Origin of the sequence: Streptomyces sp. NPDC056373, assembly GCF_042262425.1 — a bacterium.
In the GTDB taxonomy this organism is placed as follows: domain Bacteria; phylum Actinomycetota; class Actinomycetes; order Streptomycetales; family Streptomycetaceae; genus Streptomyces.
Genome location: NZ_JBHJPX010000013.1, coordinates 1 through 22,303 on the forward strand (window position 1 = coordinate 1; position 22,303 = coordinate 22,303).

The 22,303-nt window shown below is 70.6% G+C and carries 21 protein-coding genes; 5 read left to right on the top strand and 16 right to left on the bottom strand.

Annotated features, from left to right (window positions below; translation table 11 throughout):
* Nucleotides 1–66: 66 nt before the first annotated feature.
* Nucleotides 67–2,337 carry an MMPL family transporter gene (locus ACFCXS_RS26750; protein WP_376645872.1) on the bottom strand — a complete coding sequence of 757 codons (2,271 nt, stop codon included), beginning with the start codon at nt 2,335–2,337 and terminating at the stop codon, nt 67–69.
* Between the two features lie 340 nt (nt 2,338–2,677).
* Between ACFCXS_RS26750 and ACFCXS_RS26755 the strand changes: the two genes are divergently transcribed.
* Both ACFCXS_RS26755 and ACFCXS_RS26760 read left to right on the top strand, forming a co-directional pair.
* Nucleotides 2,678–3,226, top strand: coding sequence for a DUF1697 domain-containing protein (locus ACFCXS_RS26755; protein WP_376645873.1), 549 nt, complete (start codon nt 2,678–2,680; stop codon nt 3,224–3,226).
* A complete protein-coding gene (locus ACFCXS_RS26760; protein ID WP_376645874.1) occupies nt 3,219–3,596 on the top strand; it encodes a DUF4440 domain-containing protein in 378 nt (125 codons plus the stop codon). The genes ACFCXS_RS26755 and ACFCXS_RS26760 overlap by 8 nt, the downstream gene beginning before the upstream one ends.
* Here ACFCXS_RS26760 and ACFCXS_RS26765 read toward each other — a convergent pair.
* A complete protein-coding gene (locus ACFCXS_RS26765; RefSeq protein ID WP_376645875.1) occupies nt 3,577–4,434 on the bottom strand; it encodes a transglutaminase-like domain-containing protein in 858 nt (285 codons plus the stop codon). The two genes, ACFCXS_RS26760 and ACFCXS_RS26765, sit on opposite strands and share 20 nt — an antisense overlap.
* A 152-nt stretch (nt 4,435–4,586) precedes the next feature.
* Here ACFCXS_RS26765 and ACFCXS_RS26770 point away from each other — a divergent pair, with 152 nt between their 5' ends.
* Complete coding sequence (locus ACFCXS_RS26770; protein WP_376645876.1) at nt 4,587–5,414, top strand: GvpL/GvpF family gas vesicle protein; 828 nt, start codon at nt 4,587–4,589, stop codon at nt 5,412–5,414.
* A gap of 3 nt (nt 5,415–5,417) precedes the next feature.
* On the opposite strand, the gene ACFCXS_RS26775 is transcribed toward ACFCXS_RS26770, so the two are convergent.
* The 14 genes from ACFCXS_RS26775 to ACFCXS_RS26840 form a co-directional block, all read right to left on the bottom strand.
* The gene (locus ACFCXS_RS26775) at nt 5,418–6,227 is read right to left on the bottom strand and encodes a hypothetical protein (protein WP_376645877.1); all 810 of its coding nucleotides are present in this window, start codon (nt 6,225–6,227) and stop codon (nt 5,418–5,420) included.
* Nucleotides 6,224–10,156: a hypothetical protein gene (locus tag ACFCXS_RS26780; RefSeq protein WP_376645878.1), complete on the bottom strand. Its 3,933-nt coding sequence runs from the start codon at nt 10,154–10,156 to the stop codon at nt 6,224–6,226. Before ACFCXS_RS26780 ends, ACFCXS_RS26775 begins: the two co-directional genes overlap by 4 nt.
* A 156-nt stretch (nt 10,157–10,312) precedes the next feature.
* Entirely contained in the window at nt 10,313–11,053 is a 741-nt protein-coding gene (locus tag ACFCXS_RS26785) for a sirohydrochlorin chelatase (protein ID WP_376645879.1), read from the bottom strand.
* 5 nt (nt 11,054–11,058) lie between these two features.
* Nucleotides 11,059–11,955 carry an ABC transporter permease gene (locus ACFCXS_RS26790; protein WP_376645880.1) on the bottom strand — a complete coding sequence of 299 codons (897 nt, stop codon included), beginning with the start codon at nt 11,953–11,955 and terminating at the stop codon, nt 11,059–11,061.
* A complete protein-coding gene (locus ACFCXS_RS26795) occupies nt 11,942–12,730 on the bottom strand; it encodes an ABC transporter ATP-binding protein (RefSeq protein ID WP_361939527.1) in 789 nt (262 codons plus the stop codon). Before ACFCXS_RS26795 ends, ACFCXS_RS26790 begins: the two co-directional genes overlap by 14 nt.
* Nucleotides 12,731–12,777: 47 nt before the next feature.
* Complete coding sequence (locus ACFCXS_RS26800; protein ID WP_376645881.1) at nt 12,778–13,881, bottom strand: ABC transporter substrate-binding protein; 1,104 nt, start codon at nt 13,879–13,881, stop codon at nt 12,778–12,780.
* Nucleotides 13,882–14,103: 222 nt separating this feature from the next.
* Nucleotides 14,104–15,438, bottom strand: a complete 1,335-nt coding sequence (locus ACFCXS_RS26805) for a sulfate adenylyltransferase subunit 1 (protein ID WP_376645882.1) — start codon at nt 15,436–15,438, stop codon at nt 14,104–14,106.
* A gap of 2 nt (nt 15,439–15,440) precedes the next feature.
* Nucleotides 15,441–16,379, bottom strand: a complete 939-nt coding sequence (gene cysD / locus ACFCXS_RS26810; protein ID WP_376645883.1) for a sulfate adenylyltransferase subunit CysD — start codon at nt 16,377–16,379, stop codon at nt 15,441–15,443.
* Nucleotides 16,376–16,912, bottom strand: coding sequence for an adenylyl-sulfate kinase (cysC, locus tag ACFCXS_RS26815; protein ID WP_376645884.1), 537 nt, complete (start codon nt 16,910–16,912; stop codon nt 16,376–16,378). The genes cysD and cysC overlap by 4 nt, the downstream gene beginning before the upstream one ends.
* Nucleotides 16,913–16,935: 23 nt before the next feature.
* The gene (locus ACFCXS_RS26820) at nt 16,936–17,646 is read right to left on the bottom strand and encodes a phosphoadenylyl-sulfate reductase (RefSeq protein WP_376645885.1); all 711 of its coding nucleotides are present in this window, start codon (nt 17,644–17,646) and stop codon (nt 16,936–16,938) included.
* On the bottom strand, nt 17,643–17,831 hold the full coding sequence (locus tag ACFCXS_RS26825; RefSeq protein WP_376645886.1) for a hypothetical protein: 189 nt from the start codon (nt 17,829–17,831) through the stop codon (nt 17,643–17,645). Before ACFCXS_RS26825 ends, ACFCXS_RS26820 begins: the two co-directional genes overlap by 4 nt.
* On the bottom strand, nt 17,828–19,525 hold the full coding sequence (locus ACFCXS_RS26830) for a nitrite/sulfite reductase (RefSeq protein WP_376645887.1): 1,698 nt from the start codon (nt 19,523–19,525) through the stop codon (nt 17,828–17,830). Before ACFCXS_RS26830 ends, ACFCXS_RS26825 begins: the two co-directional genes overlap by 4 nt.
* 129 nt (nt 19,526–19,654) lie before the next feature.
* Entirely contained in the window at nt 19,655–19,738 is an 84-nt protein-coding gene (locus tag ACFCXS_RS26835; protein ID WP_311241247.1) for a putative leader peptide, read from the bottom strand.
* A 126-nt stretch (nt 19,739–19,864) separates the two neighbouring features.
* Entirely contained in the window at nt 19,865–20,437 is a 573-nt protein-coding gene (locus ACFCXS_RS26840; RefSeq protein WP_376645888.1) for a GNAT family N-acetyltransferase, read from the bottom strand.
* 282 nt (nt 20,438–20,719) lie between these two features.
* Here ACFCXS_RS26840 and ACFCXS_RS26845 point away from each other — a divergent pair, with 282 nt between their 5' ends.
* Nucleotides 20,720–21,262 carry a hypothetical protein gene (locus tag ACFCXS_RS26845; protein ID WP_376645889.1) on the top strand — a complete coding sequence of 181 codons (543 nt, stop codon included), beginning with the start codon at nt 20,720–20,722 and terminating at the stop codon, nt 21,260–21,262.
* Nucleotides 21,263–21,305: 43 nt separating this feature from the next.
* The gene (locus tag ACFCXS_RS26850; RefSeq protein ID WP_376645890.1) at nt 21,306–22,259 is read left to right on the top strand and encodes a hypothetical protein; all 954 of its coding nucleotides are present in this window, start codon (nt 21,306–21,308) and stop codon (nt 22,257–22,259) included.
* The last annotated feature ends 44 nt before the right edge of the window (nt 22,260–22,303 follow it).

A 22,303-nucleotide genomic window follows, 5' to 3' on the forward strand; every position in this document is an offset into this window, starting at 1 on the left:
GCCCGCCGGGGCCCGGCGCGCCCGCCCCCCCCGCCCCCCGCCCCCCCCCCCACGCCACCGCGGTGATCAGACCTTGAGGGGCTCGCCCTCGCCGTCCCGCGCCGCCGGCCCGGCGACGGCCTGCGGCGTCTCGTCGTGCGTGAGGTCCGGCAGCCGGTGCAGCCACTTCGGCAGGTACCAGTTGCGCTCGCCGAGCAGCGCCATCACGGCCGGCAGCAGCACGCCCCGGATGATCGTCGCGTCGATCAGCACCGCGGCCGCGAGGCCGACGCCCATCTGCTTCATCGACTGCATGGACAGCGTCCCGAAGATCGCGAACACGGCGACCATGATGACCGCGGCACTGGTGACCACCCCGGCCGTGGTGACCACGCCGTGCCGGATCGCGTCCTTCGTCGCGAGCCCCCGCAGCCGCGCCTCACGGATCCGGGAGACCACGAACACGTGGTAGTCCATCGACAGGCCGAACAGGATCACGAAGAGGAACAGCGGCAGCCAGGTGATGATCGCGCCGACGCCCTCCGCGCCCACCAGCGAAGCGCCCCAGCCGTGCTGGAAGACGGCGACGAGAATGCCGTAAGCGGCGCCCACCGACAGCAGGTTCAGCACGATCGACGTGACCGCGATGGTCAGCGAGCGGAACGACAGCAGCATCAGCGCGAAGGCGAAGACCACGACGAAGGCGAAGACCGGGGCGACCGCTCCGCCCAGCTGGTCGTTGAAGTCCTTCGACCCGGCGACCTGCCCGGTGATCGGGGCCTCGACGCCTTCGACCTTGCCGAGGGTGGCGGGCCGCACGTCGTCGCGCAGCGTGTCCAGGCTCTCGCCGGCCTTGTCCAGGTCGGAGCCGCCGACCAGCGGGACGTACACGTAGGCCAGGTTCTGCGCGTCGTGCAGCTTGATCTCGACCGGACCCCGCGAGGCGCCCGAACTGATCGCCCGCGCGCGGAAGTCGGCGAGCGCGGACTTCACCTCGGGGGCGTTGATGTCCTTCGCCTTGACGACCACCTCGGCCGGCTCGGAGCCACCCGGGAAGGCGTCGTTGAGCCGGTTGTAGGTCTGCACGATGGGCAGGGAGTCGCCGAACTCCTGGTCCAGGGTGAGCTGCTGGGTCTTCATGCCGAGCGCGGGCGCCGCGACCGCGAGCAGCGCACCGGTCGCCACGGCCAGCGAGACGGCGGGCCTGGCGAGCACGACCTTCAGAACGGCGCTCCAGAACCGGCTGCCCTCGGAGGTCCGGCTGCCGGTGCCGTTCTTGCGGCGCTTGTCGGGGTGCAGGAACGGGATCCGGCCCTTCTCCACGCGCTCGCCGAGCAGCGACAGCAGCGCGGGCAGCACGGTCACCGAACCGACCATGGCGACCGCGACCACCATCAGGGAGGCCAGGCCCATCGCCTCGAACGTGGCGAGCCCGGTGAACAGCATGCCCGCCATCGCCACGCACACGGTGACACCGGAGACGATCACGGCACGGCCACTGGTCGCGGCGGCGATCCGCAGCGCTGTCTCCGCGTCCCGGCCCGCCGCCCGCTCCTCACGCTCACGGCGCAGATAGAACAGGCAGTAGTCGACCCCCACGGCCAGGCCGACCAGCAGCATCACGGAACTCGCGGTGTCGTCCATCGGCTGCCAGTGGCTGACGATGCTCATGAGACCCATCGTCGCCATGATCGCGGTGAGCGCGAGCGCCACCGGGAGCAGCGCGGCGACCAGCGCGCCGAACGCGATCAGCAGAATGCCCAGGGCCACCGGCACGGCGGAGTACTCGGCCTTCTGGAAGTCGTCGCCGAACGCGTCGGAGAACGTCTTCATCATGCTTGCGCCGCCGATCTCCTCGATCCGCAGCGAGGAGTGCTCCTTCCGCACGCCCTCGACGGCGTCGAGCACGGGCTCGACCCGGTCGCCCGCGGTGTCGGAGTCACCGCGCATGTCGAACTGCACGAGCGCGCTGCGGCCGTCCTTCGAGATCGTCTTCGTGTCGTACGGCGACGTCACGTCGGTGACCTTGCCGGTCCGCTCGACGGCCTCGACGACCGAGGCGACGGCGTTCCTGAACTCCGTGTCGGTGGCCTTGAGGGAGCCGTCCTTCGCCTGGACGAGGACGGTCTCGTTGGCCGGCTCCTCGATGCCGGCGTCCTCGATGATCTTGGCGGCGGTGTGGGTCTCGCCCGACAGCTGGTCGCTCTCCTTGACGTCGACCGTGCCCATCGCCGAACCGAGCCCCATCGCCAGGACGACGAACAGCACCCAGATACCGACGGCAGCCCATCGGTGCCGGGCGCTCCAGCCACCGGCCCGGGCCGCGAAGCCCCGCACCCGTATGTCTCCGTTCCCCATGACCGGACTGCCCCCTCGTGATGCGGTGGCGGCCCCCTGCCGCCCCCTTCCGCTTCGAAGGTATGGGCCGGATAAAGCCATCTCGTCGTGCTCTCCGGTGAAGTGACGGGGCCGGAACTCATCCCCACGGAGCGAGCCGGCTCCCCACTGGGGAGGACCCCAGGAGACTGTGGTCCCTTACACCTATCGACAGACAAACCGGGCTCCCCGGGTGTGTGGATCCTGAGCAGACGGTTGTGCCCCGCGAAGACCGATGAGTAATTTACGGGGCCGGGCAGCTGCCCGCCGCGGTCGTCGTGCCCACCCCCACGGGGCACGACGGCCGCTCTATCGTGAGCGGATGACGACGACATACGCGGCCCTGCTGCGCGGCATCAACGTGGGCGGCAGCAGGAAGGTCCCCATGGCCGACCTGCGCACGCTCCTGACGGACCTCGGCCACGACGACGTGCGCACCTACCTGCAGAGCGGCCAGGCCGTGTTCTCCAGCGGACACGGCGGCGAGGAGTCGCTGGCAGCCGAGATCGCGCAGGCCTTGGAGAAGCGCTTCGGGTTCGGCGTCGACGTGATCGTGCGCGACCACGCCTACCTCCGGGCGATCGCCGACGCCTGCCCGTTCCCGGCCGCCGGCCTGGAGCCCAAGCAGCTCCACGTCACCTACTTCTCCGCGCCGGTCACCCCCGACCGCTTCGCGGAGATCGACCAGGACGCCTGCCTCCCCGAGGAGTTCCGTCTCGGCGACCGGGCCCTGTACCTGTACGCCCCGAACGGCCTGGGCCGCTCCAAGCTGGCCGAGCAGCTGTCGAAGCCGCGCATCAACAAGGGCGTGATCGCCACGACCCGCAACTGGAACACCGTCGTCAAGCTGGTGGAGATGACGGGTGTCTGAGCACAACCCCGCCGTCGAGGCCGCGATGGAGGGCGAACTCGCCCTGCTCACCCCGACGGTCCGCCACTCGCCCGAGCAGGTCGGGGCGCTGCTCCACCCCGACTTCCACGAGTTCGGCGCCTCCGGCCGGCACTGGAGCCGGACCGCCATCATCGCCTCACTGGCCGCCGCGACCACCGAGCCGGGAGCCCGCCCCGTCGCCGTCTCCGCCCTGCGCGGCGTCCAGCTCGCCCCGGACCTCGTCCACCTCACGTACGACACGGAGTACGACGGCAGCCGCGCACACCGCAGTTCACTGTGGCGACGCACGGAGGGCCGCTGGCTGCTCTGGTTCCACCAGGCGACCCCGTTCAGCGAACGGGCAACGTGACCCGGCGCTCTCCCGGATAGGGCGCGTACGACGTGATCACTTCCGGCACGGTCAGCCGCGGGTCCGCGAAGAGCAGTGGCCAGTCGCTCTCGGAGCGGGCGGCGGCGACCTCGTCGGCCGCCGCGAGATCGTCCTCGGTGAGCGGCGCGCCCTTGCGGAGCCCCGGCTCCCAGCCGTCCCAGGGGAGCAGCTCCACACCGTTCAGCGCGGCCAGGTCGCGCAGGACGTTGCCCCTTACGAACCACAGGCCGCGCAGCCCCTCGACCGAGCTGAAGCCGCACGTCTGCGGGTCCACCCGCCCTTCACGGCAGGCCCGCCAGACGTCACCGGCCGTCAGGAAGGCGTCCCGCGGCACGTCCATCGGGTCGAACGGGACGTCGTAGCCGCTGTGGACCTGCGGGTCGGCCAGCCGCAGGCCGCCGTCCGGGGCGCGGTACTCGGTGACCCAGTGGTCCTCGTACCAGCCGTCGGCCAGGTAGGTGGCGAATCCACAGCGCAGACGCGCCGGCGTCCCCGTGGCCCGCAGGAGCGAGCACAGCAGGAGGGAGAAGTCCCGGCAGGTTCCCACGAACCTCGCGCCGGGCGCCCGGTGTTCGGTGAGGGGGGTGGACCCGCGCTCCCGCAGGATCCGCAGGATCTCCGTGACGTACCGGGACTCCGCGTCGTGGTGCAGCCGTTCCCCGGGCACCTCGTATCCGAACCGCCCGCCCTCGCAACGGTGGATGATCAGGCCCCTGACCAGCGCGGCCAGCCTGCGCGGGGCGCGGGGCAGCCCGCTCGTGCCGAAGTCCCCGGGATCGCTGTACGGCGTCTGCCGCGAGAAGAAGTCCTCGTTCATGCCGGGACCCTCGGCCCTGCCCCTGGGGCAAGGTCAACCTGCCGGCGATTCACCTGAACACCGCCTGCGCCCCCTGCGTACCTAGGAACGGACGGCACGAGAACGGAGTCTCGCGAGAGGAATCGCACGGCCACCGACAGGAGCCCGCAGTCATGAGCGACACGAACCTCGTCTACGCCTACGCGGTCCTGCGCCGCACCCCCGAGGCCGCGGCGGCCACGCCCCATCTGCGCGGTGTCGCCGGAGAACCGATTCACCTGATCACCCCGGCGGTCACCGGCCCCCAGCTCGCCTTCGCCATCGGCCACGTCCCGCCCGCCGACTACGACGACACACCTCTCCAGGCCCACCTCCACGACGTGGACTGGCTGGAGGCCACGGTCCGCTCCCACCACGCCGTGGTGGCCGCCCTGGTCGCCTCAGGCGCCGCCGTACTGCCCCTGCGCCTCGCCACCGTCTACCGCGACGAGGACGGCGCCCGGCAGGCCCTGGACACCCGGCGTGGCTACTTCCTCTCCCTGCTCGACCGCCTCACGGGCCACGTCGAACTGGGAGTCAAGACCTACGCCACCCCGGACATCGCCCCACCCGAAGCCGACCCCGAATCCGCACCGGACCCGGTCACGGGCCTCGGGGTCGGCCGCGCCTACCAGGTCATCCGCCGCCGCAGACAGCGCCGCAACGACGAGGCCTGGCGCTCGGTCACCCAGGCCGCCGCCCGCCTCACCGACACGGCCACCGCCCTCGCCGCCGACCGCGTCGCCCACACCCCCGAACGCGGCAGCCTGGCGGGCTCGGCCCCCGGCACCAACATCGGCAACGACGCCTACCTCGTCCCGGCCGACCGCGTCCGCGCCTTCCGCACGGGCATCCTCGCGACCGCCGAGGGCGTCCCCGGCCTCCGCGTGGAGATCAGCGGCCCCTGGGCCCCGTACTCCTTCGCCCTCCAGCCGGAACCGTACGAGGAACCGGCGGCGTGACGCTCACCCCGTGGGCATTCCTGCCGCGATGGCTTCGGACACCGAGCGGTGCCGGAGGTAGTCGAGCACTCCGTGCGGCCAGGCCGGCGCGATGCTGATCTCCGGCAGTTCCTCGACGCCCGGGAACACCCGGGCCAGTTCCCCCTTGGGGACGGCCACGAAATCCCCGGCGTCGGCGACGTTCACCCACCGCCGCACGGCCGTGGGCTTCGTGCCCTTCCCGTCGCACGGGGCCGGGTCGAGGCGGTGGAACACGGCGTGGGGCAGCGCCAGCGGCGAGCCGAGGGTGAGCAGCAGCCTCACGTCGAGTTCGTCCGCGAGTTCGTGCAGGGCCTCGTAGGCGACGACGCTGCCGAGCGAGTGCGCGACGACGATGTCGGGCCGGTGCCCCAGCAGTGCTTCCCGCACCCGCTCGCGTACCGCCCCTCGCCGGTCGGCGAAGTAGCGTCCCACCTCGGGGAAGAACATCCTGACCGTCTTCTCGACGACGGCAGGGCGCTGCCCGGACCGTCGGGCGACGTGCCCGCAGACCCACCGGACCCACCCGGTCGCCCGCCCCTGCACGCCGCTCGGGTCGACCCCCCAGGCTCGCGCCCACTGCTCGATCAGCACCACGTCGGCGTCGTCCAGATCGTCACTCTGCCGCTCACCGCGCAGAAGGTCGGCGTAGTACGCGGTTTCGAGCTCGAGCCCGGGGAGCCTGTCGCCGAGCGCTTCCAGCCAGTCCGCACGCAGGCGCTTGGCGCCGAGGCCGGGGGTGGTGTCGGCGGCCTTGTAGTTGCGGACGCCGTGGATGCCGAGGAGGCGGGTCATGGCAGGAGGTCCTCCGGGGCCTGGGGAGTGCAGCGGTAGGTGCCCAGGGCGCCGTCGACGACGGCGTAGACGACCTGAGAGCCGGCGAATCCGAACGAGGACACCTGCCCGGCGAGCGGGATCCTGGCGCGAAGGTGCAGCGTCCGGGCCTCCCGGACCTCGATGTACTGGGCGCGCCCCCGTTCTCCGAGGGCCACGCCGATCAGCTTGCTGTCGGAAGAGAAGACGAGCGGCAGCAGCGAGTGCGGCGCAGCCGACAGGGAGACGCTGCCGACGTCCTGCAGGAGCGCCGGTTCGGTCGGGAAGACGCACAGCCGCTGGAACGACATGGCGGCCAGGAGGGAACCGTCGGGTGAGCTCGCCAGGTGGGCGAGCGGTTCCGCCCAGGGCCATCCGGCGATCTCCTCGCCGGTGACCGGGTTGCGAAGACTCAGCCTCCTGCCGCCGGCATCCTGCACGGCGACGAAGCGCCCGTCGGACGAGCCGACGACGCCCGTGTCGAAGCGCGGCAGTTCCGGCAGACGGGCCTCGCCGGTGAGGCTCTTCCACAGCCGCAGATGACCGTCCTCGTTGCCGCTCACGAGGACCGACGTGCCGGGATGCACGGCGATGGAGGCCGACGCGGCCGCGACCGGCAGCCGGTTGACGACGTGCATCGACGCCGTGTCGATGACATGGAACTCCCTCCAGCCGCCGACGACCAGCAGGCTCCCGTCGCCGCTGAAGGCCAGGTCGTTCCCGGCCCCCAGATCCACGCTGCCGACGAGGGTGCGCGTGGCCACCGAGTGCAGGGCGACCCGGCCGTGCGCCGCTACGGCGACGAGGCGGCCATCGGGGGAGAAGCAGGCCGATCGGGCGTACTCTCCACTGTCCACCCGCGTGCGGTCACCGCCCGCGACGTCCCAGAGGGTCGTCCCGGCGGTGGAACACACGGCGAGCAGGTGTTCCGTGGGGCTGAAGGCCAGCGCACGGACTCTGGTCAGGTGCTCCGTCTCCCCGAAGCCCCACCGCGCCTCCTCCGACGGGCAGTCACCGGTGATGTCCCACACCGAGACGCCGAGTTCCTCGCTCGCGACCGCGAGCCGACGGCTGTCGGACGAGAAAGTGAGCGCCCCCACGGTGCCGGTTCTGCACTCCCAGGGCGGTCCGGCCGGAACACGGTTCGCCACGTCCCACAGCTGCACACTGCGCGTGAAGGAGTTCCGTGAGAAGGCGAGCAGGCGGCCGTCAGGGGAGAAGGCCACCTTGTTGACCCCGGCGGGGGACGTCTTGCCGAAGAGAGGTGCGACCGACCGCCAGGTCTCCGTCTCCAGCACCTGCACACCGCGGTCGGTCGACGCGGCGAGCAGCGAACCGTCCGGGGAGAACGCGATGTCGTACACCGCGCCGCCCGCGGTCGTGACGGAGCGGCTGTTGGAGTTCACATGGCCGCCCCGCGACCAGAGGAGCGTGTAGGCGGCGCTCTCCGGCTGGACGGCGACCTCCTGCGCGATACGGCTGAACCGCTCCCGGATGTCGGAGAGCCCGAGCCGGTCGGCGTCGAACGCGAACACGGACGCCCGCTCGGCGGCGTCGCTCAGGCGGGCGTGGGTGCCCCACGAGGCGCTGAGCAGCCGCAGGAAGTCGGTGCCCTGCTCCGAGTGGACGAGGTCGAGAGCACGGTGGTCGTCCCTGAGGCTGAACCGGATGAGGAAGTACGGGTCGGTGAGCAAGGACTCGGCGTGCGTGACCGACTGCGTCCGTGCGGCATGTGCCAACGCATGCCGCAGCACGTACGGTTCGCCCTCGGCGGCCTCCCACGAGTCGCCGTGTCCCGGCTCGGCCCCCGCGTACGGCCCGACGAGCTCCGACAGCAATCTGTCTTCGAGATCGAGGCTCCCCGCCTCGTCCAGCGGCTCCTCACTCGTCGGATGGTCGTGCAGGTAGTCGACCAGACCCTGGTGGAAGAGCCGGTACAGGGTCTCGCCGCTCTGCGGGTCGCTCCCGTACCGCAGGAAGGGCGAGGCCTCCCACAGGGTGTCCTGGAAGTGCCGTTCGTCGAGGGAGTCGGCACCCAGGGCCCGCAGGCAGCGCTTCAGGGTCGTGCGCGGCATGCCGTCGCCGCGGGAGCGGGCCAGCACGGCGAGCACCGCCCGCAGGTGCGGGTAGTCGTCGCGCCGTGTCTTCAGGATCGATTCCAGCAGCGCCGGCAGGTGGGGCGACGCCGCCCTGGCGTACATGTCGGCACCCACCTCGTCGCGGGGCGGGTACTTCAGGGTCAGCAGGAAATGCACGTACAGTCCGGCGAGCAGGAACGGACCCCACGGCTCGTCCGGTCGCGCGCCGCGCACGATGTGTGCCGCGCCCTTCCTGGCCAGCAGACCGGTGAACGGGGAGGACTCGCCCGTGGCGTAGGGCTCCCGGGTGGCCAGGAGCCGCTGGACGTAACGCCGGACGTCCTGTTCGACAGCGTCGGGTGCGGCCGAGTCGAGGTCGATGTGGACGCCGTCGATGTCGGCCGCCTCCTCCAGGGCCGACAGCGCGCCGACCACTTCGCGGCGGCCGCCCAGCAGGATCCTGCACGGCGCACGGAGGGTCTGCTCACCCAGGGACCGAGGTGCCAGCAGTTCGGCCACCAGGCGGAGAACCGCGTGCGGCTCGGTGCTCTCGTCCACGGCATCGAGCACGATGAGACGGTCCTTCGGGCCCCGAGCCAGCAGAAAGCGCAGCCCCTCGGCCGTCTGAGGCGGCGCGTTCCACTCCCGGTCGCCCTCTGCCTGCCCGTCCGTCCGCACGGGCCGGTGCACCCTCACCGCGGACGCGATGGCGTCGGCCACCTGCCGAGCCGACCGCTGGCGCGCATGCACCGCGACGACGTCCGGTACCTCGGGCAGGTCGAGTCCGGACGACTCCCACAACTCGCGAAAGCGCCGGCGCAGTCCGGGATCCGCGGCACAGACCACGACCCCCAGGAGCCCGGACTTCCCCGCACCGGCCGCACCCGTGACGGTCAGCAGGGGGCCCGCCCCGGACAGCCACTCCATGTAGCGGGTGAGTTCCGCCGTGCGGCCGGAGAAGAAGCCGATACCGGTGTCGACGGGGACGAGGCCGCGGCCCGAGGCGCGGTCGGCGAAGTAGGCGGTGTCGTCGGTCCGCCGGCCGGGATCGCCCTCTCCGGGGACGTGGCCCAGTGAGCGGCGCCGGGCCCTCAGCTGTTCGGGGGTCAGCGTGACCAGACGGGGGTTCGGCAGGAACGGCCAGTCCGCGTCCCCCAGTTCGACGCTGAAGCCGAGTGAGAGACGCTGGTCGGCGGGGTCGCTCCGGATCACCCGGATCAGTTCGCGGACGAACCGGCTGAACCCGATCGACTCCTCGTCGATGTGGAGGTCCAGGTCCGCGAGCCGGTGCAGTGCGGCAGCGATCCGGCTGCTGAACTGGCCGCGCTCCGTGGGGGAGTTGCTGACGGCGGCTCCCAGCGCCCAGACGCCCCGGTCCGCGTCGATCTCGGTGAGCGGCTGCCTGCCCGTCGCGACGCCGGCCGAGCAGGTGTCCACGAGGAAGACGACACGGTGGCGCATACCACCGCGCTCGACTTCCGCTTGCGCCTTCTCGATCCACCGGTCGACGTCCACCTCGCGGTTGTCGCGGGCGACGAAGGACAGCCGGTGACCTCGATCGATCCTGCCGTGCCCGATGAGGTGGACGACCACGACACCACAGGGCGGGCTGTCGACGAGCTGCCCGCGCAGTAGCCCCTCCACCTCGATCTCGGTCGGATCCAGCGTGGTGCCGACCTTGGCGCCGAGCCGGTCGAAGGCCTGCTCGACCTCACTCATCCGCGCCGGGACGAACCCCAGTTCCTCCATGTCGGAGCCCTCGTCGAAGCTCCCCACACCGATCAACAGCACGGTGACGTCAGGAGCCGGCGGCTGCCGATTCTCGCTCTCCAACTGGTCTCCCCGGGCGCCTGGTTCGGAGCGGCGCCGGGACGATGCGTCAGCGTCGCTCTCCGACGCTACCCGATCATCCGCCGGACACAAGGCCGGTCGTGACGCCCGGGACGGCGGCACCGAAGGCCTGAGATCGCGGGCGGGCCGGGGAAGACGTCAGGCGCTCACAGCCGACGGCAACGGCATCCGTGCCGCCTCGTACCGCTCCAGCACCACCCGTGCCACCTCCGGCGCCGGGCCCAGGACGTCCGCCAGGACGTCCGCCTCCGCCGCGCCCCGGGCGATACGGTCCGGGAGGAAGCCGGGGGCCAGGACGTACGGGGCGACGGCGACGCGGGAGCAGCCGAGGGCGCGCAGTTCGCGGACGGCGTCCTCCGTGCGCGGAAGGGATGCGGAGGCGAACGCAGGCCGCACGGCGCACCAGCCGGTGTGCCGCCACTCCCGCGCGATTTCTGCGATCACTGCGATCGCCTCCGGGTCGGTGGACCCCGCCGAGGCCAGGACGACCCCGGTCGAGGACTTGTCGGCGGGCGTCAGGCCCGCCTCGTACAGGCGCCGCTCCAGTGCCGCCAGCAGCAGGGGGGAGGGACCGAGGACGTCCGCCTGGTGGATGCGCAGCTGCGGCGGCGCCTCAGCGAGGACCGCGGGGATGTCCGCCTTCGCGTGGAACGCGCGGGTGAGCAGGAGGGGCAGGGCGACGACGTCGCGTACACCCTGCACCGCCAGGGACTCCAGGACCCCCTGTACCGAAGGGACGTTGAAGTCCAGGAAGCCCGTCTCCACCCGTACGTCGGGGCGCGTCGCGCGCACCCGGCGTACCAGGGCGTGCACCGTCGCGGCATGCCGCGGGTCGCGGCTGCCGTGGGCGATGACGAGGAGGACGGGCTTGGCGGTCATGGCCTTCAGTTCTTCACCAGCAGGCCGCGGCTGCGCAGCACCCACCGCTCCAGCGGGCTGAAGATCAGCAGGTCGATGGCGATGCCGACGACCAGGATGAGCAGGATCGCCTCGAACACCATGGCCATGTCGCTGGCGTTGCGGCCGTTCTCCAGCAACTGGCCGAGGCCCACGCCGAGGTCGGGGAAGGACGCGATGATCTCGGCGGCCATCAGGGAGCGCCAGGCGAAGGCCCAGCCCTGCTTCAGGCCCGCCACGTAACCGGGCAGGGCGGCGGGCAGGACGATGTGCCAGGTGCCCTTGAGGCCCGTGGCGCCGAGCGTGCGGCCCGCGCGCAGGAACAGCGGCGGCACCTGGTCGACGCCCGAGACCAGGCCGTTGGCGATCGAGGGGACCGCGCCGAGCAGGATCACGGCGTACATCATCGAGTTGTTCAGGCCCAGCCAGATCACCGCCGGCGGCACCCACGCGACCGACGGCAGGGACTGCAGGCCGGACAGGATCGGGCCGATCGCCGCGCGGATGAACTTCACCCGGGCCACGATCAGGCCCAGCGGCGTGCCGATCACCAGGGCGAGGAGGAACCCGAGCAGACCGCGCGAGACGCTGGTCCAGATGTAGCCGAGCAGCTCGCCCTGGAGCCACGCCGTCTGCACGACGTCCCACACCTCGGACGGCGCGGGCAGCTTGGTCGGGTCGTCGACCACCTTGAACGAGACGAGGGCCTGCCAGACCGCCAGCACCAACACCACGGCGAGGACGGGCGGCAGGATCTTCTGGGTGAAGGTCCGCCGGAACGGGACCCGGCCCGTCTGCCGCGTCTCCAGCGCGTCGAGGCCCGCCTCCAGCCCGGCGAGATCGTTGCCGTCCTTGGCGACGGCCGTCGAATCAGTGCTGGCCATGACGGCGGATCTCCCCACGCAGTTCTTCGGTGATCTCGACGGACAGCTCCGCCACGGCGGTGTCCTCGATGCGGCGCGGATGCGGGATGCCGACCGTCCACTCCCGCGCGATCCGCCCGGGGCGGGACGACAGCAGCACGACCCGCTGCGCGAGCCGCACCGCCTCGCGCACGTTGTGCGTGACGAACAGGACGGACACCTGCGTCTCGCGCCAGATGCGGGTCAGCTCGTCGTGCAGCACGTCCCGCGTGATGGCGTCCAGCGCGGCGAACGGCTCGTCCATCAGCAGCAGCTTGCTCTCCTGCGCGAGCGCGCGCGCCAGCGCAACACGCTGACGCATACCGCCCGACAGCTCGTGCACCCGCTTGCCGTGCGCGCCCTTCAGCCGGACCAGTTCGAGCAGCTCCTCGGCCCGCTCCCGGCGCTCGGCCTTCGGCACGCCCCGCAGCTTCAGGGCGAGTTCGATGTTCTTGCCCGCGGTGAGCCACGGGAACAGCGCGTGCTCCTGGAACATCAGCGCCGGACGGCCGTCCGTGGCGATCTCGCCGGCGCTGGGGCGGTCCAGGCCCGCCACCAGGTTGAGCAGCGTGGACTTGCCGCAGCCCGAGGCCCCCAGGAGGGTGACGAACTCTCCGGGCGCGACATCGAGGGTGATGTCGTCCAGGACGAGTTGCTGTCCGGCGGGCCCCGCGAACGACTTCGACACGTGCTCGATCCGGGCGGCGTGCGTGACCGACTCGGTGCCGTCGGCAGCCTTGGTGAGGGTCGTGGCCATGGTCGTCACCTCCTGGGAACTCTTCACAATGCGGCTTCGGACCGGGCTTACTTCGCGCCGAGACCGGCGTCGTCGACCGCGGGCTCGCCCTCGGCCTTCAGGACCTTGTTCAGCGGCGCGAGGTCGTAGATGCCCTTCAGGTCGGGCTTCTGCAGCAGCCCCGCCTTCACCGCGTGCTCCGCCTCGGTGTTGAGAGTGGAGGCCAGCGGGTCGTCGGTGAACCGGATCGACTTCCACGCCGGGTCGAGCACATCGGCCGGCAGCGCCTTGCCGGAGTCCTGCTCCAGCTGCTTGTTCGCCGCCGCCTTCGCCGCGTCCGGGTTGGCGTTGATCCACTTGTTGGTCTCGACCGAGCCCTTGAGCACGGCCTCGACGACCTTCGGGTGCTCCTTGAGGAACTGCTGCCGCACGATGATGTTCGTGATCACGAACTTCTTGTCCGGCCACAGCGTGGACTCGTCGAGCAGCTCCTTGCCGCCCTCGGCGACCAGCTTCGAGGCCGTCGGCTCCGGCACCCAGGCGCCGTCGATCGAACCGGACTTGAAGGCGTCCGGGGTGACCTTGTTGTCGCTGCGGACGACCGTGACGTCACCCTTGCCGCTCTGCGGGTCGACCTTCCAGCCCTGCTCCGCGGCCCAGTTGAGGAACGCCACGTCCTGCGTGTTGCCGAGCTGCGGGGTCGCGATCCGCTTGCCCTCGACGTCCTTCAGCGACTTGATCTTGTCCGGGTTGACGACCAGCTTCACACCGCCGGACGCCGAACCGCCGATGATGCGCAGGTTCTTGCCCGCGGACTTGGTGTAGCCGTTGATCGCCGGGGAGGGGCCGATCCACCCGATGTCGATGGACCCGGAGTTGAGCGCCTCGATCTCCGAGGGGCCGGCGTTGAAGATGGCCGGGTCGACCTTGGTGGCGCCCAGGGCCTTCTGGAAGATGCCCTTCTGCATGCCCACCAGCGCGGTGCCGTGGGTCAGGTTGCCGAAGTAGCCGATCTTGACTTTGTCGAGACCCTCGATCTTCTTCGCCCCGGCGGCGACCTTGGCGGTGCCGTCGTCCTTGGCCTGGGAGCCGTAACCGCAGGCGGCCAGTGTGAGCAGGGGAAGTGCGGCTATGACCGCGAGGCTGCGGCGCAGAGCGGATGAAGCAGGCACGGGAGGTGGTCCTCTCGGAGGCCCGGCGGTCACGGTCTTTCAGGTCGTGGCCGGGAGGTCGGCAGGTTTTCGTCTACGGCGGTGGGGGGTGAGGGCGCGCAGGCAGTGCGCGTACGTCAGCGCACACATCGCGCCACTCCGCCCTGCCCGCTGCCGAGAGCACCGCTGCCGACGCGGCCGCCCTCCTTCGCGAACGTGGAGTAGAAGTCGGGGGAGTTCATGTCAGAAGTCCCACCCGTCGTCCTCGGAGTCGTCCTTGACCGGCTCCGGGGCCGCGAAGGACTCGCCGACCATGCCGGCGGTGAGGGTCTGGCCGTCGTTGGGGTCGATCAGGATGAACGAGCCGGTGCGGCGCGAGTCGGCGTAGGAGTCGACCGGCAGCGGCTCGGCGGTGCGGATCTTCACCCGGCCGATGTCGTTGGCGACGAGCTGTCCCGGGTGCGGGTGCAGGGACAGGTCGTCGAGCGTGAGACGGGACGGGATGTCCTTGACGATCGCCTTGATCGTGCGGGTGCCGTGCTTGAGCAGCACCCGGTGACCGACCGTCAGCGGGGCGTCGGCGACGTGGCAGACGGTCGCCTCGATGTCCTGCGTGGTCGCGGGCGCGTCCTTGGTCGGCACGATCAGGTCGCCGCGCGAGATGTCGATGTCGTCCTCCAGCAGGAGGGTCACCGACTGCGTCGTCCACGCCACGTCGACCGGCTCGCCCAGCAGGTCGATGCCGGAGATCTTCGAGACACGGCCCGACGGCAGCACTGTGACCGAATCGCCGACGCGGAAGGAACCGGCCGCGATCTGACCGGCGTAACCCCGGTAGTCCGGGTGCTCCGAACCCTGCGGGCGGATCACGTACTGCACGGGCAGCCGGGCGTGGCAGTGGCTCAGGTCGTGACTGACCGGCACCGTCTCCAGGTGCTCCAGCACCGTCGGGCCGCCGTACCAGTCCATGCTCGCGGAAGGCTCCACCACGTTGTCCCCGACGAGCGCAGAGATCGGGATCGCCGTGACCTCGGGGACGCCCAGCTCCGTCGCGTACGCCGTGAACTCCTCGGCGATGGCGGCGAACACCTTCTCCTCGTAGCCGACGAGGTCCATCTTGTTGACCGCGAGGACCACGTGCGGCACGCGCAGCAGGGCGGCGATGGCCGCGTGCCGGCGGGTCTGCTCGACCACGCCGTTGCGGGCGTCGACCAGGATCACCGTCAGCTCGGCGGTGGAGGCGCCGGTGACCATGTTGCGCGTGTACTGCACATGGCCGGGGGTGTCGGCGAGGATGAACCGCCGCAGGGGCGTGGCGAAGTAGCGGTAGGCCACGTCGATGGTGATGCCCTGCTCCCGCTCGGCCCGCAGGCCGTCGGTGAGCAGCGCGAGGTCCGGCGCCTCCTGGCCCCGGCTCGCGGAGACGCGCTCCACGGCCTCCAGCTGGTCGGTGAGGACCGACTTGGAGTCGTGCAGCAGCCGCCCGACCAGGGTGGACTTGCCGTCGTCGACCGAGCCCGCGGTGGCGAACCGCAGCAGGGTGGTCTCCGCGAGTTCCTCGGTGGTGATCGTGCTCATCTCTAGAAGTACCCCTCGCGCTTGCGGTCTTCCATCGCGGCCTCGGACATCTTGTCGTCGGCGCGGGTGGCGCCGCGCTCGGTGAGCCGGGAGGCGGCGATCTCCACGATCACCTTCTCGATGGTGTCGGCGTCGGAGTCCACCGCGCCGGTGCAGGACATGTCACCCACGGTCCGGTAGCGAACGAGCCGCTTCTCGACGGTCTCGCCGTCCTTCGGCCCGCCCCACTCGCCGGCGGTCAGCCACATGCCGCTGCGGGAGAACACCTCGCGCTCGTGCGCGTAGTAGATCTGCGGCAGCTCGATGCCCTCGCGGGCGATGTACTGCCACACGTCGAGCTCGGTCCAGTTGGACAGCGGGAACACGCGGACGTGCTCGCCGGGCGCGTGCCGGCCGTTGTACAGGTTCCACAGCTCCGGGCGCTGACGGCGCGGGTCCCACTGGGAGAACTCGTCGCGCAGGGAGAACACCCGCTCCTTGGCCCGGGCCTTCTCCTCGTCGCGGCGGCCGCCACCGAAGACGGCGTCGAACTTCTCCGCCTGGATCTTCTCGGTCAGCGGCAGCGTCTGCAGCGGGTTGCGGGTGCCGTCCGGGCGCTCCTTGAGGACACCGCGGTCGATGTAGTCCTGCACGGAGGCCACGTGCAGCCGCAGCCCGTGCTCCTCGACCGTGCGGTCGCGGTAGTCGAGGACCTCGGGGAAGTTGTGCCCGGTGTCCACGTGCAGCAGCGAGAAGGGCACCGACGCCGGCCGGAACGCCTTCAGCGCCAGGTGCAGCATGACGATGGAGTCCTTGCCGCCGGAGAAGAGGATCACCGGCCGCTCGAACTCGCCCGCCACCTCGCGGAAGATGTGCACCGCCTCGGACTCGAGGGCGTCGAGGTGGGAGAGCGCGTACGGGCTTTCGGTTCCCTCGGAAACGGTCGCGACGGTCGTCGTCATGCCAGTCCCCTTTCGCTGAGCAGGGCGTACACGGACGCCGCGGACTCCTGCACGGTCTGGTCCTGCGACTCGATGCGCAGGTCGGGCGACTCGGGCGCCTCGTACGGGTCGTCGACCCCGGTGAGCCCCGTGAGCTCGCCCGCGGCCTGCTTGGCGTACAGGCCCTTCACGTCCCGCTCGCTGCACACCTCGACCGGCGTGGCCACGTGCACCTCGACGTACGCGGTGCCGTTGGCCTGGTGGCGCTTGCGCACCGCCTCGCGGCTGTCCTGGTACGGCGCGATGACCGGGACGAGGGCGAGCACGCCGTTGCGGGCGAGCAGCTCGGCGACGAAGCCGATGCGCTGCACGTTGGTGTGCCGGTCCTCGCGGCCGAAGCCGAGGCCCGCCGAGAGGAACTCGCGGATCTCGTCGCCGTCGAGCACCTCGACCCGGTGGCCCTCCTCGCGCAGGCGGCCGGCCAGCTCGTGGGCGATCGTGGTCTTGCCGGCGCTCGGCAGACCTGTGAGCCAGACGGTGGCTCCGGTCGTCACGTCACTCTCCTGAATCGTCGTCGTCATCCGTGCAGCCCGCATTCGGTCTTGCTGCGGCCGGCCCAGCGGCCGGCACGGGCGTCCTCGCCCTGAAGGACCCGGCGGGTGCAGGGGGCGCAGCCGACGGAGGCGTAACCGTCCATCAGCAGCGGGTTGGTCAGCACACCGTGTTCGGTGACGTAGGCGTCCACGTCGTCCTGGGTCCAGCGGGCGATCGGGGAGATCTTGACCTTCTGCCGCTTGTCGTCCCAGCCGACCACCGGGGTGTTCGCCCGGGTCGGGGACTCGTCGCGGCGCAGGCCGGTCGCCCAGGCCCGGTAGTCCTTCAGGCCCTCTTCCAGGGGCTGCACCTTGCGCAGCTTGCAGCACAGGTCGGGGTTGCGGTCGTGCAGCTTCGGGCCGTACTCGGCGTCCTGCTCGGCGACCGTCTGACGCGGGGTCAGGGTGATGACGTTGACGTCCATCACGGCGTCGACCGCGTCACGGGTGCCGATGGTCTCCTCGAAGTGGTAGCCGGTGTCGAGGAAGACCACGTCGACGCCCGGCATGGCGCGGGAGGCGAGGTGGGCGACCACCGCGTCCTCCATGGAGGAGGTCACGCAGAACTGCTTGCCGAACGTCTTCGCCGCCCACTGGAGGATCTCCAGCGCGGAGGCGTCCTCCAGGTCGCGGCCCGCCTGCTCGGCGAGCTTCTTCAGGTCCTCGGCGGTGCGCTCGTCCTGAACGGTCGTCATATCTGTGCCCCTCCGGATTCGGATCGCTTCAGCCCCTGGGCCAGCAGCCCGAGGAACTTCAGCGAGAAGGCCCGGTTGCACGCCGCGCATTCCCACGCGCCGTGCCTGCCGTCGGCGGCCTCGCTCGGACGCAGGTCCTCGTCACCGCAGTAGGGGCAGTAGAACGGGGCGGCTCGCTCGCTCACGACAGGGCCTCCTCGCCGGCCCGCGCCGCCCAGGTGGCGAACCGCTCGCCGTCCTCGCGCTCGGCCTGGAACCGCTTCAGGACGCGCTCGATGTAGTCCGGCAGCTCGTCGGAGGTGACCTTCAGGCCGCGCACCTTGCGGCCGAAGCCGGCCTCCAGGCCCAGCGCCCCGCCCAAATGCACCTGGTAGCCCTCGACCTGCTCGCCCTGGTCGTCGAGCATGAGCTGGCCCTTGAGACCGATGTCCGCGACCTGGATACGGGCGCAGGCGTTCGGGCAGCCGTTGAGGTTGATGGTGAGCGGCTCGTCGAAGTCCGGCAGGCGGCGCTCCAGTTCGTCGATCAGCTGCGCGCCGCGCTGCTTGGTCTCGACGATGGCCAGCTTGCAGAACTCGATGCCGGTGCAGGCCATGGTGCCGCGCCGGAACGTGGAGGGCCGGGCGGTCAGGTCGAGCGCCTCCAGGGCCTCGACGAGCGACTCGACCTGGTTCTCCTCGACGTCGAGGACGATCATCTTCTGCTCGACGGTGGTGCGCACCCGGCCCGAGCCGTGGGCCTCCGCGAGGTCGGCGATCTTCGTGATCGTCGCGCCGTCGACGCGTCCCACGCGCGGGGCGAAGCCGACGTAGAACCGGCCGTCCTTCTGCCGGTGCACACCGATGTGGTCGCGCCACTGCTGCGACGGCTGCTCGGGGGCCGGGCCGTCCACCAGCTTGCGCTTCAGGTACTCGTCCTCCAGGACCTGCCGGAACTTCTCCGCGCCCCAGTCGGCGACGAGGAACTTCAGGCGGGCGCGGGTGCGCAGCCGGCGGTAGCCGTAGTCGCGGAAGATCGAGATGACGCCCTCGTAGACGTCCGGCACGTCGTCGATCGAGACCCAGGCGCCGAGGCGCACGCCCAGCTTGGGGTTGGTGGACAGGCCGCCGCCGACCCACACGTCGAAGCCCGGGCCGTGCTCGGGGTGCTCGACGCCGACGAACGCGACGTCGTTGATCTCGTGCACCACGTCCAGCAGCGGCGATCCTGAGATGGCCGTCTTGAACTTGCGGGGGAGGTTCGAGTACGCCGGGTTGTTCAGGACGCGGCGCTTCATCTCCTCCAGCGCCGGGGTGGCGTCGATGATCTCGTCCTCGGCGATGCCCGCCACCGGCGAGCCGATCATCACACGCGGGGTGTCACCGCAGGCGGTGACCGTCGACAGGCCGACGCCCTCCAGCCGGTTCCAGATCTCGGGCACGTCCTCGATCCGGATCCAGTGGTACTGGACGTTCTGCCGGTCGGTGATGTCGGCGGTGCCGCGCGCGAACTCCTGGGAGATCTCGCCGATGACCCGCAGCTGCTGCGTGGTCAGCGCCCCGCCGTCGATCCGGACGCGGAGCATGAAGTACTCGTCGTCCAGCTCCTCCGGCTCCAGGACGGCCGTCTTGCCGCCGTCGATGCCGGGCCTGCGCTGGGTGTACAGACCCCACCAGCGCATGCGTCCACGCAGGTCGTTGGGGTCGATCGAGTCGAAGCCCCGCTTGGAGTAGATCGTCTCAATGCGTGTCCGCACATTGAGACCGTCGTCGTCCTTCTTGAACTGCTCGTTGCCGTTCAGTGGGGTGTGGTGCCCCACGGCCCACTGACCCTCACCGCGGTGACGGCTCACCTTGCGGCGGGGAGTCGCGGCAGCAGGGTTCTGCGGGGTGGCGGCCATGGTTGATACGTCCTTCGGGACAGGCGAAAATGCGGCTCTGACCTGCGCATGCGTGCGCATGGGCATAGGGCGCGTCATTGCGCGGGAGTGAGGCTGGAAAGAAAGATGCCGGGCGCGGGCTGAGTACGCTCAGTGCGCCGGACAGATGGCGCTGGACATGCGGCCGAGGTCGACGTGCCGCCGACTCACCAAGGCAATCCCAGTTCCAGACATGACGGAAGCGTGTCACGGCGATCTGGACACAGTCCAGCTTTGTCCAAGATGCGGACACCCTTGTCTCGCAGGGCAAGACAAGGGTGGCGTTGGTCACACCGGGAGTCCTTGAGGTGTCCGTCCAGGTCAGACGGGGAACGCCCCAGGCCACGGTCCCGGAGCGGCGACCTCCGCCTCCTCCTCGACCTTGGTGTCGAACAGCTTGAAGCCCCGCCGCTGGTAGTTGTCCATCGCGTGCTCGCCGTCCTTGCTGCAGGTGTGCAGCCAGACCCGCTTCGTCGGCGTCAGTCCCGCCCAGCGGTCCGCGAGGTCCCAGGCCCGGGCCGCGCCGTACGACAGCAGGTGCCCGCCGATGCGCCGGCCCCGGAACGCCGGGAGCAGCCCGAAGTAGACGATCTCCACGACCGCGTCGTCCTGCGCCTGAAGCTCCACGAACCCGGCGGGCGTGCCCCGGTCGTACGCCACCCACGTCTCCACGCCGGGCCGCTCGAGGTGCTCCACCCACCGCGCGTACGGCCAGCCGAGCCGGTCCGTCCAGAGGATGTCGCCGCCCACCGACGCGTACAGGTACCGGCTGAACTCGGGCGAGGGCACCTCGGAGCGGACGACCCGGACGTCCCCGTCCGGCGCGACGGCCGGCAGCAGGTCGGTCGGGGAGGTCTGCTCCAGGGACCAGGTGGTCACGGCGATGGTCGGCATGGGGGTCAGCAAACCATCAGGGGTGACGACCTGTCGAACGCCCGGCCTGGCGGGACGGAGGTGCCGAAGCCGGTGGAAGAGGGGCTTCGGTCACGTCATCGCAAAGCCGGAATTGCAAAACTAAAGACGAGATCAAGACTGCGCCGGGGGCCCGGAAAAGCATTGACCGGCGAGTCGTGATCATGCGAATCTCGGCCCGCTCGACAAGGAATTGCACGGCCTCCCCCCACGCCCTTTCCACCCTGCCTCCGGGCATTCGGATGAATTGGAAGAAGTGTCACCATGGCCAGTGCTCTCACCCCTCCCGCCCCGGTCCGGCGTTTCGACAGACGGGCGGTGGCCCTCGCCCTCGCCGTCGTCTCCTGTGCGGGTGCCACCATGTTCGCCACCGGCGGCCAGGCCCACGCGTCCACGCCGATCTACACCTCCTCGCCCTGCATCTCCCGTGACTCGCGGGGTTACGACCCGGACTGCGAGGCCGACCTCTTCATCAACTACAACTCCTCGCCCCAGAGCGGCGTCAAGCCGGCCCCGGGCGCGGCAGCCTCCATGTACGGGGACGTCTACGACTTCTCGGGCGGCCTGGACGGCAACGGCATCTATGTCTTCGTCTTCAGCACCGGAGGCGGCCTCCCGGGTGCGGGGCAGAAGATCAAGAACAACGCCGCCGCCGCCGACCCCTGCGGCGTGAACAACTACCGGATCTACTACAACTCCGGCTACACCGGCCACTCCCAGTACTTCGGTTCCGACCAGTTCTGCGGCGCTGACTTCAACTTCGACTCCACGCTGAAGAACGAGGACGCCTCCGAGCACTGGTCCTGACGGCGTTCGTGACCGGACGACCCGTCGCGGCAGGGGAGAGATGATGCGCAGGTCGAGGGCCGCAGGGCCCCTGGTGGCCGTGGTGACGGGCGCGCTGCTCGCCCTGGCCGGTTGTTCCCCCTTCGGTGCGGTCGGCCGGTCCGCGACAGAGGGTGCTCGTCCGTCGCCGACCGGTACTCCCGCGTGGCCCGCGGCGACGCCACGGTCGGGCCTCGCCAAGGGCCTGGTCCTCCCCCTGGAGGCCTATATGGAGCCGTACGCGGACACCGTGGCCGTTCAGGAGGCGGTCGACCGGCTCACCACCCGGTGCATGAAACGGTACGGCTACACCTACAGCGCCCCGGCCCGCGGTATGACCCCACCGCCGAGCAGCGACGACTCCAACATGCCGCGGCGCTACGGCATCACCGACCGGGACCTGGCGGCCCGGTACGGCTACTTCCTCGGCGACTCGGGCCGCACACCACCGCCGGCACCGAGACTCACGCCCGCCGAGACGGCCGTACTCACCGGGCGGCTGGCCGTCGCCCCCGGGGCGAAGAGGGCCCCGGCGCGGATCGACGGCAGACGCATCCCCGAGGACGGGTGTCTCGGGGAGTCGATCCGCCGGATCGGCCCGCGCATCGACGAGTCGCCGGCCGGCAGCCTCGACTACGAGAGCCTGCGCCGCTCGCAGAGCGACCCCCGGGTCCTGGCGGTGGTCGGTGCATGGTCGCGTTGCATGAAGGCGAAGGGCTACGACGTCGACAGCCCGCTGGATGCCGCGAAGCTCACCCCCGACACCCATCACGGACAGGCCGACCAGGCCGACATCACCACGGCCCTGACCGACATCGACTGCAAACGCCGGACCGGGCTGGTCAAAACCTGGTACACCGTCGAGTACGCCGTCCAGCGGCAGCAGATCGAACAGAACCAGCTGCAACTTCAACAGCTGAAAGAGCGCATCGCGGCCGAAGTAAAAACGGCGATGGCGGTACTCGGCCGGAATTCCTGAACCACCTGTGGCGAAAATTTCGAAACCGCTGTGTCCTCGAAAGG